Source organism: Embleya australiensis (genome assembly GCF_051903075.1).
In the GTDB taxonomy this organism is placed as follows: domain Bacteria; phylum Actinomycetota; class Actinomycetes; order Streptomycetales; family Streptomycetaceae; genus Embleya.
This window is the reverse complement of record NZ_CP182422.1, coordinates 2,034,608-2,051,109: the sequence shown is the minus strand read 5'-3', so window position 1 is coordinate 2,051,109 and position 16,502 is coordinate 2,034,608. Positions and strand designations below refer to the sequence as shown.

The following is a 16,502-nucleotide window of genomic DNA, read 5'->3' as shown; positions in this document are numbered from 1 at the left end:
CCGCCATACCGGTCCGAGACGTGCGGTTTCGTCGCCCGGATGGTCGGGAATGAGCCACCCGATATACCAAGGCGACCGGCGCGGCGCAGCGCTCGAGGGCCGGGCCGAATCACCCTGGTGACCGCATGGTGAGACGGGTTTGTCCCGGGTTCCGGATAGACGTACTGATCGTGTAACCTGCACGAAATCGCAGAGGGCCAACGTCGTCCCTGTTGCGCACCACACGCCACGACGACGACGGGAGCGCCCATGCCTCCTGCCATGCCCACATCCTCGGGCCCCCTCTTCTCCGCGATTCCCGCGGCCCAGGGGTTGTACGACCCCCGCAACGAGCACGACGCCTGCGGTGTCGGATTCGTGGCCACGCTCACCGGCGAGCCCAGCCACGACATCGTCGACCAGGCGCTGACCGTCCTGCGCAACATGGAACACCGCGGCGCCACCGGCGCCGAGCCCGACACCGGCGACGGCGCGGGCATCCTGATCCAGGTCCCCGACGCCTTCCTGCGCGAGACGGCCGGCTTCGAGCTGCCCGCCGCCGGCGGCTACGCGGTCGGCATCGCCTTCCTGCCCGACGACGACGTGCACGCGGGCCGCGCCAAGTCCTCCATCGAGCGCATCGCCGCCGAGGAGAACCTGCGCGTGCTCGGCTGGCGCGAGGTGCCCACCACGCCCGGCCTCGTCGGCAACGGCGCCCGCGCCACGATGCCGCGCTTCGCCCAACTGTTCGTCGCCGGCGTCGACGACACCGTCACCGGGATCGCCCTCGACCGGCTCGCCTTCGCGCTGCGCAAGCGCGCCGAGCGGGAGGTCGAGGTCTACTTCGCCTCGCTGTCCGCGCGCACCCTGGTCTACAAGGGCATGCTCACCACGGGACAGCTGGAGCCGTTCTTCCCCGACCTGTCGGACCGGCGCCTGGCGTCCGCGATCGGCCTCGTGCACTCGCGGTTCTCCACCAACACCTTCCCGGCCTGGCCGCTCGCCCACCCGTACCGCTTCATCGCGCACAACGGCGAGATCAACACGGTCAAGGGCAACCGCAACTGGATGGCCGCGCGCGAGTCCATGCTCGCCACCGACCTCATCCCCGGCGACCTCAGCCGGCTGTACCCGATCTGCACGCCCGAGGCATCCGACTCGGCGTCCTTCGACGAGGTCCTGGAACTGCTCCACCTCGGCGGCCGGCCGCTGCCGCACGCCGTGCTGATGATGATCCCCGAGGCGTGGGAGAACCACGCCACGATGGACGACGCCCGGCGCGCCTTCTACAAGTTCCACGCCACCGTGATGGAGCCGTGGGACGGCCCCGCCTGCGTCACCTTCACCGACGGCAGCCTCATCGGCGCCGTCCTGGACCGCAACGGCCTGCGGCCCTCGCGCTACTGGGTCACCGACGACGGCCTGGTCGTGCTCTCCTCCGAGGTCGGCGTCCTGGACATCGACCCCGCCCGGATCGTGCGCAAGGGCCGCCTCCAGCCCGGCCGGATGTTCCTGGTCGACACCGAGGCCCGGCGGATCGTCGAGGACGACGAGATCAAGACCGCGCTCGCCGCCGAACACCCCTACCAGGAATGGCTGCACGGCGGCCTGATCAACCTGGAGGACCTGCCCGAGCGCGAACACGTCGTGCACACGCACGCCTCCGTCTCGCGCCGCCAGCAGACCTTCGGCTACACCGAGGAAGAACTCCGCGTCATCCTCGCGCCGATGGCCCGCGCCGGCGGCGAACCCCTCGGCTCGATGGGCACCGACAGCCCCATCGCCGCGCTCTCCGCCAAGCCCCGGCTGCTGTTCGACTACTTCGTGCAGCTCTTCGCCCAGGTCACCAACCCGCCGCTGGACGCGATCCGGGAAGAACTGGTCACCGCGCTCGGCAGCTTCGTCGGCCCCGAGGGCAACCTCCTCGACGCCCAGCCCGCCGACTGCCGCAACGTCGTCCTGCCCTTCCCGGTGCTGGACAACGACGAACTCGCCAAGCTCATCCACATCAACCTCGACGGCGACCAGCCCGGCCTCAAGGCCGTCACCATCTCCGGGCTCTACCCCGTCGACGGCGGCGGCGCCGCGCTGGCCAAGCGGCTCGAGGAGATCCGCGCCGAGGCCACCCGCGCGATCGCCGACGGCGCCCGCATCGTGGTGCTGTCCGACCGCCACTCCGACGCCGAACACGCGCCGATCCCCTCGCTGCTGCTCACCTCCGCCGTCCACCACCACCTGATCCGGACCAAGACCCGGACCCGGGTCGGACTGATCGTCGAAGCCGGCGACGTCCGCGAGGTGCACCACGTCGCGCTGCTCATCGGCTACGGCGCGGCCGCCGTCAACCCCTACCTGGCCATGGAATCCGTCGAGGACCTGGTCCGCGAGGGCGTCTTCCTCAGCGACATCGCCCCCGAACAGGCGATCCGCAACCTGATCAAGGCGCTCGGCAAGGGCGTGCTCAAGGTGATGTCCAAGATGGGCATCTCCACCGTCGCCTCCTACCGCGGCGCCCAGGTGTTCGAAGCCATCGGCCTCGCCGAGGACTTCGTCGCCGAATACTTCACCGGCACCACCAGCAAGCTCGGCGGCATCGGCCTCGACATCGTCGCCGAGGAAGTCGCCCGCCGGCACGCCAAGGCCTACCCGCCCACCGGCATCGCGCCCTCGCACCGCCGGCTGGAGATAGGCGGCGAGTACCAGTGGCGCCGCGAGGGTGAACCGCACCTGTTCGACCCGGAGACCGTCTTCCGGCTCCAACACTCCACCCGCACCCGCCGCTACGACATCTTCAAGAAGTACACCGCGCGCGTGGACGAGCAGTCCAAGCGCCTGATGACGCTGCGCGGCCTGTTCGGCTTCCGCGACGGCGTGCGCGAGCCCGTCCCGATCGACGAGGTCGAACCCGTCTCCGAGATCGTCAAGAGGTTCTCCACCGGCGCGATGTCCTACGGCTCCATCTCGATGGAGGCGCACCAGACACTCGCCATCGCGATGAACCGGCTCGGCGGCAAGTCCAACACCGGCGAAGGCGGCGAGGACCCCGAGCGGCTCCACGACCCCGAGCGGCGCTCGGCGATCAAGCAGGTCGCCTCCGGACGCTTCGGCGTCACCAGCGAATACCTGGTCAACGCCGACGACATCCAGATCAAGATGGCCCAGGGCGCCAAGCCCGGCGAAGGCGGCCAACTCCCCGGGCACAAGGTGTACCCGTGGGTCGCCCGCACCCGGCACTCCACCCCCGGCGTCGGCCTCATCTCCCCGCCGCCGCACCACGACATCTACTCCATCGAAGACCTCGCCCAACTCATCCACGACCTCAAGAACGCCAACCCCGCGGCCCGAGTGCACGTCAAGCTCGTCGCCGAGGTCGGCGTCGGCACGGTCGCGGCGGGCGTGTCCAAGGCGCACGCCGACGTCGTGCTCATCTCCGGGCACGACGGCGGCACCGGCGCCTCGCCGCTCACCTCGCTCAAGCACGCGGGCGGCCCGTGGGAACTCGGCCTCGCCGAGACCCAGCAGACGCTGCTGCTCAACGGCCTGCGCGACCGCATCGTCGTGCAGACCGACGGCCAGCTCAAGACCGGGCGCGACGTGCTCGTCGCGGCACTGCTCGGCGCCGAGGAATACGGCTTCGCCACCGCGCCGCTCGTGGTCTCCGGCTGCGTGATGATGCGCGTGTGCCACCTCGACACCTGCCCCGTCGGCGTCGCCACGCAAAACCCCGTGCTGCGCGAGCGGTACAACGGCCAGGCCGACCACGTGGTCAACTTCTTCGAGTTCATCGCCGAGGAAGTCCGCGAACTGCTCGCCCAACTCGGCTTCCGCACCCTGGAAGAGGCCGTCGGCCACGCCGAACTCCTCGACACCGCCGCGGCGATCGAACACTGGAAGGCCGAAGGGCTCGACCTCACGCCCCTGTTCCACGTGCCCGCCCTCCCCGAAGGCGCCGCACTGCACCGCACCGGCTCCCAGGACCACGGGCTGGCCAAGGCGCTGGACAACCAGCTCATCCAGCTCAGCGCCGACGCGCTGGAACGCGGCGAGAAGGTCGTCATCAACCTGCCGGTGCAAAACACCAACCGCACCGTCGGCACGATGCTCGGCCACCAGGTCACCAAGCGCTACCGCGGCGCCGGACTGCCCGACGACACCATCGACATCACGCTCACCGGCTCCGCCGGCCAGTCGTTCGGCGCGTTCGTGCCCAAGGGCATCACCCTGCGGCTCGAAGGCGACGGCAACGACTACGTCGGCAAGGGCCTGTCCGGAGGCCGGATCATCGTCCGCCCCCACCGCGCCGCGACCTTCGCCGCCGAGGACAACATCATCGCCGGCAACGTGATCGGCTACGGCGCCACCGGCGGCGAGATCTACCTGCGCGGCGTCGTCGGCGAACGCTTCTGCGTACGCAACTCCGGCGCCACCGCAGTCGTCGAGGGCGTCGGCGACCACGGCTGCGAATACATGACCGGCGGCCGCGCCGTCGTCCTCGGCCGCACCGGCCGCAACTTCGCGGCCGGCATGTCGGGCGGCATCGCCTATCTCCTCGACGCCGACCCGAACAACATCAACACCGAACTCGTGGGCGTCGAAGACCTCGACGCCGCCGACCGCGCCGAACTGCACGACGTTGTGCGCCGGCACCACGAGGAGACCGGCTCGGCCGTCGCCGAAGCCCTGCTCTCCGACTGGGACGCCGCCTCCCGGCGCTTCACCAAGATCCTGCCCAGGGACTACAAGGCAGTGCTCGCCGCCAAGGACGCCGCCGAGCGAGCCGGTCTCCCCGAGACCGAGATCGTCCAGAAGATGATGGAGGCGGTTCATGGCTGACCCGAAGGGCTTTTTGACCACGCCCCAACAGCTCGGCACGCGGCGCCCCGTCGACGTGCGCATCCGGGACTGGAAGGAGGTGTACGAGGAGCGCACACTGCTCCCGATCATCACCGAACAGGCCGGCCGCTGCATGGACTGCGGCATCCCGTTCTGCCACAACGGCTGCCCGCTGGGGAACATCATCCCCGAGTGGAACGACCTGGTCTGGCGCGACGACTGGCAGACCGCGAGCGAACGCCTGCACGCCACCAACAACTTCCCGGAGTTCACCGGGCGGTTGTGCCCCGCGCCGTGCGAGGCCGCGTGCGTGCTCGGCATCAACCAGCCGCCGGTCACCATCAAGAACGTCGAGGTCTCGATCATCGACCGGGCATGGGACGACAACAACGTCGCCCCGCAGCCGCCCGACCGGCTCTCCGGCAAGACCGTCGCGGTGATCGGCTCCGGCCCCGCCGGCCTCGCCGTCGCCCAGCAGCTCACCCGGGCCGGGCACACCGTGGCCGTCTACGAGCGGGCCGACCGGATCGGCGGACTGCTGCGCTACGGCATCCCCGAATTCAAGATGGAGAAGCGGCACATCAACCGGCGCATCGAACAGATGCGCGCGGAAGGCACCAAGTTCTACACCGGCATGCAGATCGGCACCGACCTGGACGCGGCCAAGCTGCGCCGGCGCTACGACGCGGTGGTGATCGCGGCCGGCGCCACCGCCGCGCGCGACCTGCCGATCCCCGGACGCGAGTTCGGCGGCGTGCACCAGGCGATGGAATACCTGCCGTTCGCCAACAAGGTGCAGGAGGGCGACCTCGTCGCCTCGCCGATCGACGTCGCCGGGAAGCACGTGGTGATCATCGGCGGCGGGGACACCGGCGCCGACTGCCTGGGCACCGCGCACCGCCAGGGCGCGGCCTCGGTCACCCAGCTGGAGATCATGCCCCGGCCCTCGGAGGAGCGGCCCGCCGCGCAGCCGTGGCCGACCTACCCGATGACCTATCGGGTGGCCAGCGCGCACGAGGAGGGCGGCGAGCGCGTCTACGCCGTCAACACGCAGGAGTTCGTGGGCGGTGCGGACGGGCGGGTCAGGGCGCTCAAGCTGGTCGAGGTGGTGTTCGAGGACGGCCGCTTCGTACCGGTGCCCGGCACCGAACGGGAGATCCCGGCCGACTTCGTCTTCCTGGCGATGGGCTTCACCGGGACGGACCGCTCCAATGGACTGGTCGAGCAGCTGGGCCTGGCCCTGGACGAGCGCGGCAACGTGGCGCGCGACGAGGCGTTCGCGACCAACGTGGACGGCGTGTTCGTGGCCGGCGACGCCGGGCGCGGGCAGTCGCTGATCGTCTGGGCGATCGCCGAGGGCCGCTCGTGCGCGGCAGCGGTGGACGGCTGGCTGACCGGCGGGACCAACCTGCCGGCGCCGATCCGGCCGACCGATCGACCGCTCACGGTGTGACGGAGTGCGACCGCACGGGTCGGGATTGAATATGTGACGAAAGTCGCGTGAACGCGAAAGGGCGCCGCCGTTGCGGCGCCCTTTCCGCATGCCGGAAAAGCGCCATATACCGGACGCGGGTACGGCTTACCCAGCGGTAGGAACTAGGCTTTGGGACCATGCGTCGAGCCAAAATTGTCTGCACCCTGGGTCCTGCCACAAATTCGTATGAACAGATCCGCACGCTGGTCGACGCAGGCATGGATGTAGCCCGCTTCAACCTCAGCCACGGCGCGTACGCCGAGCACGAGGAGCGTTATCACCGCGTCCGTCGGGCATCCGACGAAACCGGTCGCAGCGTCGGCATCCTCGTCGACCTCCAGGGCCCGAAGATCCGCCTGGAGACCTTCGCCGAAGGCCCCGTGCTCCTGGAGCGCGGCGACGAGTTCACGATCACGACCGAGGACGTCCCCGGCGACAAGCACGAGGTCGGCACCACCTACAAGGGGCTGACCGCCGACGTCACCAAGGGCGAGCGGATCCTGATCGACGACGGCCGGGTCACCCTGGAGGTCGTCGACGTCGAGGGCCCGCGCGTGCACACGATCGTCATCGAGGGTGGGATGGTCTCCGACCACAAGGGGCTCAACCTGCCCGGCGTGGCGGTGAGCGTCCCCGCGCTGTCCGAGAAGGACATCGAGGACCTCAAGTGGGGCCTCGCGCTCGGTGCGGACATGATCGCGCTGTCGTTCGTGCGTGCCGCGAGGGACATCGAGGACGTCCACAAGATCATGGACGAGGTCGGTGTCCGGCTGCCGGTGATCGCCAAGATCGAGAAGCCGCAGGCGGTGGACAACCTCGAGGAGATCGTCCACGCCTTCGACGCCATCATGGTCGCCCGCGGCGACCTGGGCGTCGAGATGCCGCTGGAGGCCGTGCCGATCGTGCAAAAGCGCGCGATCACGCTGGCCCGGGCCAACGCCAAGCCCGTCATCGTCGCCACCCAGATGCTCGACTCGATGATCAGCGCCTCGCGCCCCACCCGGGCCGAGGCATCCGACGTCGCCAACGCCGTTCTGGACGGCACCGACGCGGTGATGCTCTCGGGCGAGACCTCGGTGGGCAAGTATCCGATCGAGACCGTCAAGACCATGGCACGGATCGTGGTCGCGGCGGAGGACTCCACCGCGATGCAGGAGGAGATCCGCACCATCGCCGGTCCGCGCACACAGGGCGGGGTGATCGCGAAGGCCGCGATCGAGATCGCCGAGCGGCTCGACGCCAAATACCTGGTCGCGTTCACCCAGAGCGGCGACACGGGTCGGCGGCTGTCGCGCTACCGCTCGATGATCCCGATGCTGGCCTTCACCCCGGAGCCGGCGGTACGCAGCCGGCTGGCTCTCACCTGGGGCCTGGAGACCTTCCTCGGCCCGCTGTGCAGCCACACCGACGAGATGGTCCGCCAGGTGGACGCGGCCCTGCTGGCCATCGGCCGCTGCAAGAAGGGCGACCTGGTCGTCATCACGGCCGGCTCCCCGCCCGGCGTCCCCGGCTCCACCAACCTGATCCGCCTGCACCACATAGGGGATCTCCCGGCCGAGTAGCACTCGTCCGCGATCGCCGGCACCGATGGCTCGTCACCCGCCCCGGCGGATGACGAGCCATCAGTATTTCGGCCCCACGTGCTCATCCATGAGCGCGACGGACGCCCGGCGGGCGACGGAGAGAAGGTTCCGGCGAGCGAATTTCCACTCGACACCGAGTTCGTCCAACGTCGTCGTGAGGATCCGCATGATGTCCGCGGACTCGTTGGTGAAGAGGTAGCGGGGATACTCATAGCGCTTGCGCCCACCCGCGACCACGCGGGTGGTCCAGTTCGTGACCCGACACCCATCGGAGTGAATCAACCCACGCACGAGCGGCCACGGCTCGCCCCGAACGATGTCCCGCTGCCAGGACTCCAACACGATCTCCCGCTCATGCTTCCGCCCGGACCCGTGCTGGGGAAACAGACACGGCCAATGCTTCCAGAGCGACGTGACCATGTGACAGCCCTGACGAGGCGCACGAAAGACGTTGCTCCCGGGGCGAATCGCACGCATCGCCGCCTCGCACTCGTCCATCAGACCGGGCCAGGCGTCTGCACAGGCGATCCGCAGCCCGTACACACCTTTCGCGTAGCGGCTGAGGCAGCCGTCGCCCAGATAGAGGCCGAGCAGATAGGCGTAGTCCCGACCGGGTTCGGGCGCGGTGGGGACTCCGGTGCAGCGAACACAGCCCGTGGGCCGCGCCGGGTCGACGCGGACTCGCCATGACCGCATGGCGGCGCGCGAGATCCCGGTTTCCTTGCTCACCGAGTTCAGACTGCGCCCACCGTCGAGGAGCCGAAGCGCCGCCAGACGCGTCGTCGTGTCGTACATGTGCGTGGCCCGTCAGTATTTGGGGCCGACATGTCGGTCCATGAGCGCGACGGAGGCCCGGCGGGCGACGGAGAGAAGGTTTCGCCTGGGGAATTTCCACTCGACACCGAGTTGGTCCAGTGTCGTGCCGAGGATCCGCATGATGTCGGTGGACTCGTTGGCGAAGAGGTAGCGCGGGTATTCGTAGCGTTTACTCTCGCCGGCCACGACCTTCGTCGTCCAGTTCACGATCCGGCAACCGTCGGAGTGAATCAGGCCACGCACGAGCGACCAGGGTTCGGCGCCGACGATGTCCTGCTGCCAGGCTTCGAGGACGATCGGTCGCTCGTGCTTGCGGCCGGCGCCATGCTGGGGGAACAGACATGGCAAGTGCTGCGAGTAGCGCTTGACGTCCGTACAGCCCGGCCGAGGCACGAAGTTCGGCGCAGGGCCTGGAAGAACCCTGGACATGGCGTTCGCGCACTCTCGGATCAGGCCCGGCCAACTATCGGCGCAGTAGATGGAGATGCTGTAGGTGCGCGGGTGGGCCGCGATATGGCCGTCGCCGAGGTAGAGGCCGAGGAGGTACGCGTACGAGCCGCGATCGATCTCGAGGTCGTCACCGTGACAGCGAAAGCAGGGAGCGAGGCGTCGGCCGGGAAGCTCGCCGTGCCGAAAGCGTTCCATGTGCAGCCAGTAGCCCACGGTCCCATAGGGGACGCATAGCCTACGGGCCACCTCGGCGTTGGTGACACCGGCGTGCAGCAGATTGAGTGCCTGACGGCGAAGATCCGGGTTGCTCATGGGCCCACCGTGGACCGCAGACACCTACTGGATCAGACGTTCGAGTCCGATTCACTCGATCGGACCAGCTGGTGCCCCGGGTCGGACTCGAACCGACACTGTATGGGTTTTGAATCCATTGCCTCATGCCAATTGGGCTACCGGGGCGGCTGAGCTGGGCTTTTCACCGTTCGGCGGGAAACCCAACACCTGCACGCGGAACACCATACCGCGTCTCGGTACCCTCGTGTCCGCACCATTTCTCTGATCGAGGAGCCACGTGACCGCCGCCACGCAGCCGCCCGCCGCAGAGCAGGACAGTCGGCGCGCCCGTGTCGTCATTGCCGAGGACGAGGCGCTGATCCGGCTCGATCTGAAAGAGATGCTGGAGGAAGAGGGGTATCACGTCGTCGGGGAGGCGGGGGACGGGCAGCGGGCCGTGGAGTTGGTGGAGGAGTGTCGGCCCGATCTGGTCATCCTCGATGTGAAGATGCCGATATTGGACGGCATTTCGGCGGCCGAGCGGATCGCCCAGGCGCGGCTCGCGCCGGTGCTCATGCTGACCGCCTTCTCGCAGCGGGAGCTGGTGGAGCGGGCCCGGGACGCGGGGGCGATGGCCTACCTGGTCAAGCCGTTCACCAAGGGCGATCTCGTTCCGGCGATCGAGATGGCCGTCTCGCGTTACACCGAACTGGCCGCCCTGGAGCGTGAGGTGGGCGATCTCACCGCGCGGCTGGAGACCCGCAAGCTCGTGGACCGGGCGAAGAGCGTGTTGCAGGAGAAGTACGGGATGTCGGAGCCGGAGGCGTTCCGGTGGATCCAGAAGGCCTCGATGGACCGTCGGATGTCGATGCGCACCGTGGCCGAGGTGGTCGTGTCCGGGGGCGACGTCGCCGACTGATCCGAGATTGTCGATTCAGCTACGAACCCGTCCGGTTCCCGACAAACCGGACGGGTTCGTCGTTTTTCCGGCAGCTGATGATCATATTTGATCACTTTGGATCGTAAGAATTCGTTTCCAGTTTCTTTTGGATTACATCTGGTTACGGGCGCATCACATCTCCGTCGGCGGACTGCCGCTGCCGTTCCGGCCGGACTACATTCCGGGCACCGCATGTTCATCGCGGTTTGTGAAGGCGCCCCGATGCGGGCTCCGAACTTTTTCTACAAGGGGTTGGGGTTTGCTGTGCTCAAGCGACGCGTGATCAAAATCGCGCTGCCCATCGCGGCAGCGGCACTCGTGCTTTCCGCGTGCGGCAGTGACGATGACGGCGACAAGAAGAAGGACGGGGGCAGCTCCGCTCCCGGCAACTCCGGCGGCGGTAACAAGCCGACCTGGACCATCGGTTTCCAAGCGGGCCTCTCGGGGGAGAATGCTCAGCTTGGCATCAACGAAGAGAACGGCGCTCGGCTCGCCGTCGAGCAGGCCAACGCGAAGGGCGATCTTCCCTTCACGCTCAAGTTCAAGACCTCGGACGACGAGGCATCGGAGACCAAGTCGGTCTCCGCCGCGCAGAAGCTGATCGACGACAGCAATGTTGTTGCCGTTATCGGCCCCGCCTTCTCCGGCCCGACCAAGGCCGCGTCGCCGAACTACGCCAAGGCGAAGCTCGCCACGGTTTCCCCGTCCGCCACGAACCCGTCCCTGACGAACCCGGAGAACAATTTCACCGCGTTCCTGCGGGGTGCGCCGAACGACAACGCCCAGGGCGGCGGGATGGCGAAGTACCTCTCGAAGAAGCTCCAGGCCAAGAAGGTCTTCGTCGTCGACGACAAGACCGAGTACGGCGTGGGCCTGTCGAAGGTCGCCAAGGACGAGCTGACCAAGGCCGGCGTCCAGGTCGTCTCGGACAGCGTGCCGAAGGCCACCCCGGACTACGGTCCGATCTCCACGAAGATCAAGAACTCCGGCGCGGACGCCATGATCTACGCGGGCTACTACCAGGACGGCGCGCCGTTCGCCAAGAAGCTGAAGGAAGCGGGCTTCAACGGCCCGAAGTTCTCCGGTGACGGCACCAACGACGCGCAGTTCGTCTCGCTGGCCGGCGACGCCGCCAACGACTGGTTCCTCACCTGCCCGTGCGCCGACGCCAACGTCGAGGCGGCCACGAAGCAGTTCACCGAGGACTACAAGAAGCGCTTCAACACCAACCCGAGCACCTACTCGGCGGAGTCGTTCGACATCGCCAACCTGGTGATCGACCAGATGAAGTCCTTCGGTGCGGAGAAGATCACCCGCGAGGCGATGCTCAACAAGCTCAAGGGCGCCTCGTACAAGGGTCTGACCAAGACCTTCAAGTTCAAGCAGAACGGTGAATTCGACGGCGCCACGACCTTCATCTACCAGGTCAAGGGCGGCAAGATCGGCTACATGGGCGACATCGACCAGCTCGTGGGCGGCTGACCTCCTCGTCGAGGACGTCGCCACCTGACGATCGGGCCCGGGCCTTCCCGGAGTTTCGGGAGGGTCCGGGCCCGTCCGGTTTTCTTGAGGAAGCTTTCCTTATGCAACCTGATGAAATCCTGGATTACCTTATTCCAGGGATCATGCTCGGTGCGCTGTACGCGGTCATCGCCATCGGCTATACCCTCGTCTATGGTGTGCTACAGCTCATCAACTTCGCACACAGCGAAGTCTTCATGGTGGGCGCCTATTCGGCCCTGCTCGCCTTGACCTGGATCGACCCGAGCACCAACCCGACGGCACTGGTGTCGGTCTTGTTGGTCGCGGCGGGGTTGGCCGTTTCCGGTACCGCCGGAGCGGCCACGGCCTTCGCTCTGGAAAAAGTCGCGTACAGACCGCTCAGACGCAGGAACGCGCCACGTTTGGCGTTTCTGATCAGCGCGATCGGGGCCTCCTACTTCCTGCAGAACCTGGCGGGGAAGTTGTTCGGCCGCGACTCGCGCGCACTGCCGACGCTGTTCGAGAACAAGAAGGTCTTCTCGGTCTTCGGCACCCAGGTGACCATCCTGCAGCTGCTCATCGTGTGCGCGGCCGTGCTGATGATGGTCGGCCTGGACTACCTGGTGAACCGCACCAAGCTGGGCTCGGGCATCCGGGCGGTGGCGCAGGACGCCGAGACGGCGGGCCTGATGGGCGTGGACATCGACAAGGTGATCTCGCGTACGTTCATCATCGGCGGCTTCATGGGCGGCATCGCCGGTTTCCTGTTCGGCCTGCACCTGCAGCTCTCGTTCACGATGGGCTTCCTGCCGGGCATCACCGCGTTCGCCGCGGCGGTCGTCGGCGGGGTCGGCAACATCCGCGGCGCGATGATGGGCGGCATGCTGCTCGGCATCGTGGAGAGCTTCTCCTCGCCGATCTTCGGTGAGTCGTGGCGGTACGTCAGCGCCTTCGCGGTGCTGGTCCTGGTGCTGATGTTCCGGCCGACCGGCATCCTGGGCGAGCGCTTGGGGAGGTCGGCGTGACCACGACCACGACACAGACGGATTTCGCGCCGACGGCGGCGACGCTGGCCAAGTTGCGGCGCAAGCGCTGGTACCAGCACCCGATGTACGGCCGACTCGTCGGCACCGTCGCGGCGGCCGTGCTGCTGGACGTGATGAGCGGCCCGCAGGGCAGCCGCGAGGACGTGTTCTTCTCGCTGGACAAGACCCTCGGCTCGATGCGCGTGGTCTGGTGGATCATCGGCGCGGTCGCGCTGTGGGCGGTGATGGAGTTCGGCAAGCCGCTCTATCAGCGTTTCCTGGGGCCGAAGATGGGCCCGCTGGACCGTTTCACCACTCCCGTGACCGAGCCGGTCAAGGCGGTGGCGGCGCAGGCCAGGGCGAAGACGGCGGATTGGCGCCGGATCATCTGGGTCCGGCTCGGCTTCTCGGCGGTGGTGATCGGCCTGCTGATCCTGCTGCCGAACCTGCTGTCCACCTTCTGGAACCAGGTCCTGGTCAACGAGGTGGCGATCTACGTCCTGCTCGCGATCGGGCTGAACGTGGTGATCGGCTGGGCGGGTCTGCTGGACCTGGGCTTCATCGCGTTCTTCGCGATCGGCGCGTACAGCACGGCGTACTGGACCGGCGCGATGCCGGTGGATCCGCCGTTCAAGCTGAACGCGTTCCTGGTGATCCCGGTGGCGGTGGCCACGTGTCTGCTGGCCGGGCTGCTGCTCGGCGCGCCGACGCTGCGGTTGCGCGGTGACTATCTGGCGATCGTCACGCTCGGCTTCCACGAGATCATCTACCTGATCGCCAAGAACGCGGACGGGTTCACCAACGGCCCGCGCGGGGTCCAGGGCATCTCGAACTTCGGGATCCACATCGGTCCGATCGACTACGACTGGGAACTGGATCCGGTGCCCTACTGGTACCTGCTGATCGGTATCGCCACGATCTTGATCATCGCGTTCCTGCGGCTGGAGCACTCTCGGGTGGGTCGGGCCTGGACGGCGATTCGCGAGGACGAGGTGGCCGCGTCGGCGACGGGCGTGCCGACGGTGAAGTTCAAGCTGATGGCGTTCGCGATCGGCGCGTCGACGTCCGGTATCGCCGGGGTGGCGTACGCGAGCAAGGCGCGCTTCATCAGCCCGGAGAGCTTCCTGCTGCTGTTCTCGGTCCTGGTGGTGGCGTACGTGATCTTCGGCGGCATGGGTTCGCTGTGGGGCGTGATCATCGGTACCGCGTTCCTGGCCTGGCTGCCGCAGTACATGAAGGACTGGGTCGATCCGAACGACCGCTTCATGTATCTGGGCGCGCTGCTGATCATCATGATGATCTACCGGCCGCAGGGTCTGATCCCCTCGGTGCGGCGCAAGCGGGAGTTGAGCATGGCCAAGGCGGGTCTCGGCGACGCGGACGCGATGTCGGAGCCGGCCGGCGGGAGGATGACGTGAGCATCACCACGACGAAGGCGGACGAGCGGCCTCGGGTGGATCCGGGCGACCAGGTGATGCGGGTGCGCGGTCTGACGCTGCGCTTCGGCGGCCTGGTGGGCCTGTCCGATGTGGCGTTGGATCTGCACCGGGGCGAGATCCTGGCGGTGATCGGGCCGAACGGCGCGGGCAAGACGTCGCTGTTCAACTCGCTCACCGGGATGTACGTCCCGCAGGAGGGCACGATCGTGCTGCGCGACCGGTCGGGCGGCGAGCATTCGCTGCTCGGTCGCAAGCCGCATCTGGTCAACCGGCTGGGGGTCGCCCGCACCTTCCAGAACATTCGCCTGTTCGGCGCGTTGACCGCGCTGGAGAACGTCAAGATCGCGGCGGAGACCCGGCAGAAGTCGGGCCCGGTGTCGATCATGCTGGGGTTGCCGAACGCGCGCCGCGAGGATCGGGAGAGCGACCGGCGGGCGCTGGAGTTGTTGCACTTCGTGGGTCTGGACGGGCTGCTCAACGAGTTGGCCGCGTCGTTGTCCTACGGTCAGCAGCGCAGCCTGGAGATCGCCCGGGCGCTGGCCACCGATCCGCAGGTGTTGCTCCTGGACGAGCCGGCGGCGGGCACCAACCCGACGGAGAAGCTCGACCTGGAGGTGTTGATCCGGCGGATCAACCGCGAACTGGGCATCAGCGTGCTGCTGATCGAGCACGACATGCGGCTGGTGATGTCGGTGGCGGACCGGGTCACGGTGCTCAACTTCGGCAAGGTGATCGCCTCCGGTTCGCCCGCCGAGGTGCAGCGCGACCCGGAGGTCGTGGCCGCGTATCTGGGCGCGGAGATGGCCGCCGAGATGACCGGTGCGACGCGGACCGAGGTCGGCGGGGTGCCCGAGGACGGTTCGGTCCCCGCGCAGCGGGACGGGGAGGAGCAGCGATGAGCGCCGCCGACGCCGCGAGCGCGGACGCGGTCGGGTTGGCCGAGTCGGCCGCCGGCACCGCCGTACCGCCCCGGAAGAAGATGCTGGAGCTGGACGATCTGCACGTGTTCTACGGCGCCATCCAGGCGCTGAAGGGTGTGCACATCGAGGTGAACGAGGGCGAGATCGTGGCCCTGTTGGGTGCGAACGGGGCGGGCAAGACGACCACGTTGCGCACCATCTCGGGGTTGTTGACGCCGCGTGAGGGCGAGGTGCGCTGGCGCGGCGAGCGCATCGACGGGGTGCCGGCGCATCACGTGGTGGGGCTCGGCATCGGGCACTCTCCGGAGGGTCGTCGGGTTTTCCCGGCGATGACCGTCACGGAGAACCTGAACATGGGCGCCTACCGGTTCAAGTCGGTGCCCAAGGCCGAGTTGGACCGGGTGTTCGAGCTGTTCCCGCGCCTGGCGGAGCGCCGCGAGCAGTTGGCGGGCACGTTGTCGGGTGGCGAGCAGCAGATGCTGGCGATCGGGCGCGCGTTGATGGGGCAGCCCAAGCTGCTGCTCCTGGACGAGCCGTCGATGGGTCTGGCGCCGCTGATCGTGGCGCAGATCTTCGAGATCATCCGGGAGATCAACGAGCAGGGCACCACGGTGTTGCTGGTCGAGCAGAACGCGGCGCAGGCGTTGCGGCTGGCGCACCGGGGTTATGCCCTGGAGACCGGGTCGGTGGTGTTGTCCGGGCCGGCCGATCAGCTGTTGTCGGATCCGAAGGTGCGCGAGGCGTATCTGGGCGAGGGCGCGTAGCGCGAAGGTGTCCGCGCGGCGGAGGGGGTCGGCCCCTTCGCCGCGCGGTCTCGGCGCCGGTCGGCGGGTCAGGGGCGCTTGATCATGCAGCTGAGCCGTGCGGTGCAGATGCGCCGGTCGTTCTCGTCGGTGATCACGATCTCGTAGGTGGCCAGGGTGCGGCCCAGGTGTACGGGGGTGGCCACGCCGGTGACGACGCCGGCGTCGGCGGAGCGGTGGTGGGTGGCGTTGATCTCGATGCCCAGGGCCATGGCGTCGCGGCCGGCGTGCAGCGCGGAGCCCACCGAGCCGAGGGTTTCGGCGAGGACGCACGACGCGCCGCCGTGCAGCAGCCCGTAGGGCTGGGTGTTGCCCTTGACCGGCATGGTGGCGACCACACGCTGGGCGGATGCCTCGACGAATTCGATCCCCATGCGCTCGGAGAGGGTGTCCCGGCTGCCGAGGTTCATCAGGGCCAGGATCTCTTCGAGGCCGGGCGCGGTGGTCTCGTCGGGCATGGTGCGCTCCTGTCGGATACATGGTTG

12 protein-coding genes and 1 tRNA gene are annotated in these 16,502 nt (G+C 68.0%); 9 read left to right on the top strand and 4 right to left on the bottom strand.

Annotated features, from left to right (window positions below; all coding sequences use genetic code 11):
• The first annotated feature begins 261 nt into the window (after positions 1-261).
• The 3 genes from gltB to pyk all read left to right on the top strand — a co-directional run bounded on the left by gltB (position 262) and on the right by pyk (position 7,848).
• Entirely contained in the window at positions 262-4,812 is a 4,551-nt protein-coding gene (gene gltB, locus ACMXN5_RS08480; protein WP_439674732.1) for a glutamate synthase large subunit, read from the top strand.
• Positions 4,805-6,265: a glutamate synthase subunit beta gene (locus ACMXN5_RS08475; RefSeq protein WP_439674731.1), complete on the top strand. Its 1,461-nt coding sequence runs from the start codon at positions 4,805-4,807 to the stop codon at positions 6,263-6,265. Before gltB ends, ACMXN5_RS08475 begins: the two co-directional genes overlap by 8 nt.
• Before the next feature lie 158 nt (positions 6,266-6,423).
• Positions 6,424-7,848 carry a pyruvate kinase gene (gene pyk / locus ACMXN5_RS08470; RefSeq protein WP_380011397.1) on the top strand — a complete coding sequence of 475 codons (1,425 nt, stop codon included), beginning with the start codon at positions 6,424-6,426 and terminating at the stop codon, positions 7,846-7,848.
• 60 nt (positions 7,849-7,908) lie between these two features.
• Here pyk and ACMXN5_RS08465 read toward each other — a convergent pair whose 3' ends face one another.
• The 3 genes from ACMXN5_RS08465 to ACMXN5_RS08455 all read right to left on the bottom strand — a co-directional run bounded on the left by ACMXN5_RS08465 (position 7,909) and on the right by ACMXN5_RS08455 (position 9,594).
• Positions 7,909-8,664 carry a transcriptional regulator gene (locus tag ACMXN5_RS08465; RefSeq protein WP_439674730.1) on the bottom strand — a complete coding sequence of 252 codons (756 nt, stop codon included), beginning with the start codon at positions 8,662-8,664 and terminating at the stop codon, positions 7,909-7,911.
• Between the two features lie 12 nt (positions 8,665-8,676).
• A complete protein-coding gene (locus ACMXN5_RS08460) occupies positions 8,677-9,447 on the bottom strand; it encodes a helix-turn-helix domain-containing protein (RefSeq protein WP_439674729.1) in 771 nt (256 codons plus the stop codon).
• A gap of 69 nt (positions 9,448-9,516) precedes the next feature.
• Positions 9,517-9,594 (bottom strand) — tRNA-Leu (locus tag ACMXN5_RS08455).
• Positions 9,595-9,706: 112 nt separating this feature from the next.
• Between ACMXN5_RS08455 and ACMXN5_RS08450 the strand changes: the two genes are divergently transcribed.
• From ACMXN5_RS08450 to ACMXN5_RS08425, 6 genes are all read left to right on the top strand, one after another.
• Positions 9,707-10,327 carry an ANTAR domain-containing response regulator gene (locus tag ACMXN5_RS08450; protein ID WP_126641271.1) on the top strand — a complete coding sequence of 207 codons (621 nt, stop codon included), beginning with the start codon at positions 9,707-9,709 and terminating at the stop codon, positions 10,325-10,327.
• A 213-nt stretch (positions 10,328-10,540) separates the two neighbouring features.
• The gene (locus ACMXN5_RS08445; RefSeq protein WP_439674728.1) at positions 10,541-11,830 is read left to right on the top strand and encodes a branched-chain amino acid ABC transporter substrate-binding protein; all 1,290 of its coding nucleotides are present in this window, start codon (positions 10,541-10,543) and stop codon (positions 11,828-11,830) included.
• Between the two features lie 101 nt (positions 11,831-11,931).
• The gene (locus ACMXN5_RS08440) at positions 11,932-12,855 is read left to right on the top strand and encodes a branched-chain amino acid ABC transporter permease (protein ID WP_170222317.1); all 924 of its coding nucleotides are present in this window, start codon (positions 11,932-11,934) and stop codon (positions 12,853-12,855) included.
• The gene (locus ACMXN5_RS08435) at positions 12,852-14,273 is read left to right on the top strand and encodes a branched-chain amino acid ABC transporter permease (RefSeq protein WP_439674727.1); all 1,422 of its coding nucleotides are present in this window, start codon (positions 12,852-12,854) and stop codon (positions 14,271-14,273) included. Before ACMXN5_RS08440 ends, ACMXN5_RS08435 begins: the two co-directional genes overlap by 4 nt.
• Positions 14,270-15,193 carry an ABC transporter ATP-binding protein gene (locus tag ACMXN5_RS08430; RefSeq protein WP_439674726.1) on the top strand — a complete coding sequence of 308 codons (924 nt, stop codon included), beginning with the start codon at positions 14,270-14,272 and terminating at the stop codon, positions 15,191-15,193. Before ACMXN5_RS08435 ends, ACMXN5_RS08430 begins: the two co-directional genes overlap by 4 nt.
• Positions 15,194-15,273: 80 nt before the next feature.
• Complete coding sequence (locus tag ACMXN5_RS08425; RefSeq protein WP_439677973.1) at positions 15,274-15,978, top strand: ABC transporter ATP-binding protein; 705 nt, start codon at positions 15,274-15,276, stop codon at positions 15,976-15,978.
• Positions 15,979-16,046: 68 nt separating this feature from the next.
• Here the strand turns inward: ACMXN5_RS08425 and ACMXN5_RS08420 are convergent, their stop codons facing one another.
• Positions 16,047-16,475 carry a hotdog fold thioesterase gene (locus ACMXN5_RS08420; RefSeq protein WP_439674725.1) on the bottom strand — a complete coding sequence of 143 codons (429 nt, stop codon included), beginning with the start codon at positions 16,473-16,475 and terminating at the stop codon, positions 16,047-16,049.
• Between the last annotated feature and the right edge of the window lie 27 nt (positions 16,476-16,502).

Coding starts and splice junctions, on each gene's coding strand:
- gltB (WP_439674732.1), top strand. CDS start 262: ATGCCCACATCCTCGGGCCCCCTCTTCTCCGCGATTCCCGCGGCCCAG.
- ACMXN5_RS08475 (WP_439674731.1), top strand. CDS start 4,805: ATGGCTGACCCGAAGGGCTTTTTGACCACGCCCCAACAGCTCGGCACG.
- pyk (WP_380011397.1), top strand. CDS start 6,424: ATGCGTCGAGCCAAAATTGTCTGCACCCTGGGTCCTGCCACAAATTCG.
- ACMXN5_RS08465 (WP_439674730.1), bottom strand. CDS start 8,664: ATGTACGACACGACGACGCGTCTGGCGGCGCTTCGGCTCCTCGACGGT.
- ACMXN5_RS08460 (WP_439674729.1), bottom strand. CDS start 9,447: ATGAGCAACCCGGATCTTCGCCGTCAGGCACTCAATCTGCTGCACGCC.
- ACMXN5_RS08445 (WP_439674728.1), top strand. CDS start 10,541: ATGTTCATCGCGGTTTGTGAAGGCGCCCCGATGCGGGCTCCGAACTTT.
- ACMXN5_RS08440 (WP_170222317.1), top strand. CDS start 11,932: ATGCAACCTGATGAAATCCTGGATTACCTTATTCCAGGGATCATGCTC.
- ACMXN5_RS08425 (WP_439677973.1), top strand. CDS start 15,274: ATGCTGGAGCTGGACGATCTGCACGTGTTCTACGGCGCCATCCAGGCG.
- ACMXN5_RS08420 (WP_439674725.1), bottom strand. CDS start 16,475: ATGCCCGACGAGACCACCGCGCCCGGCCTCGAAGAGATCCTGGCCCTG.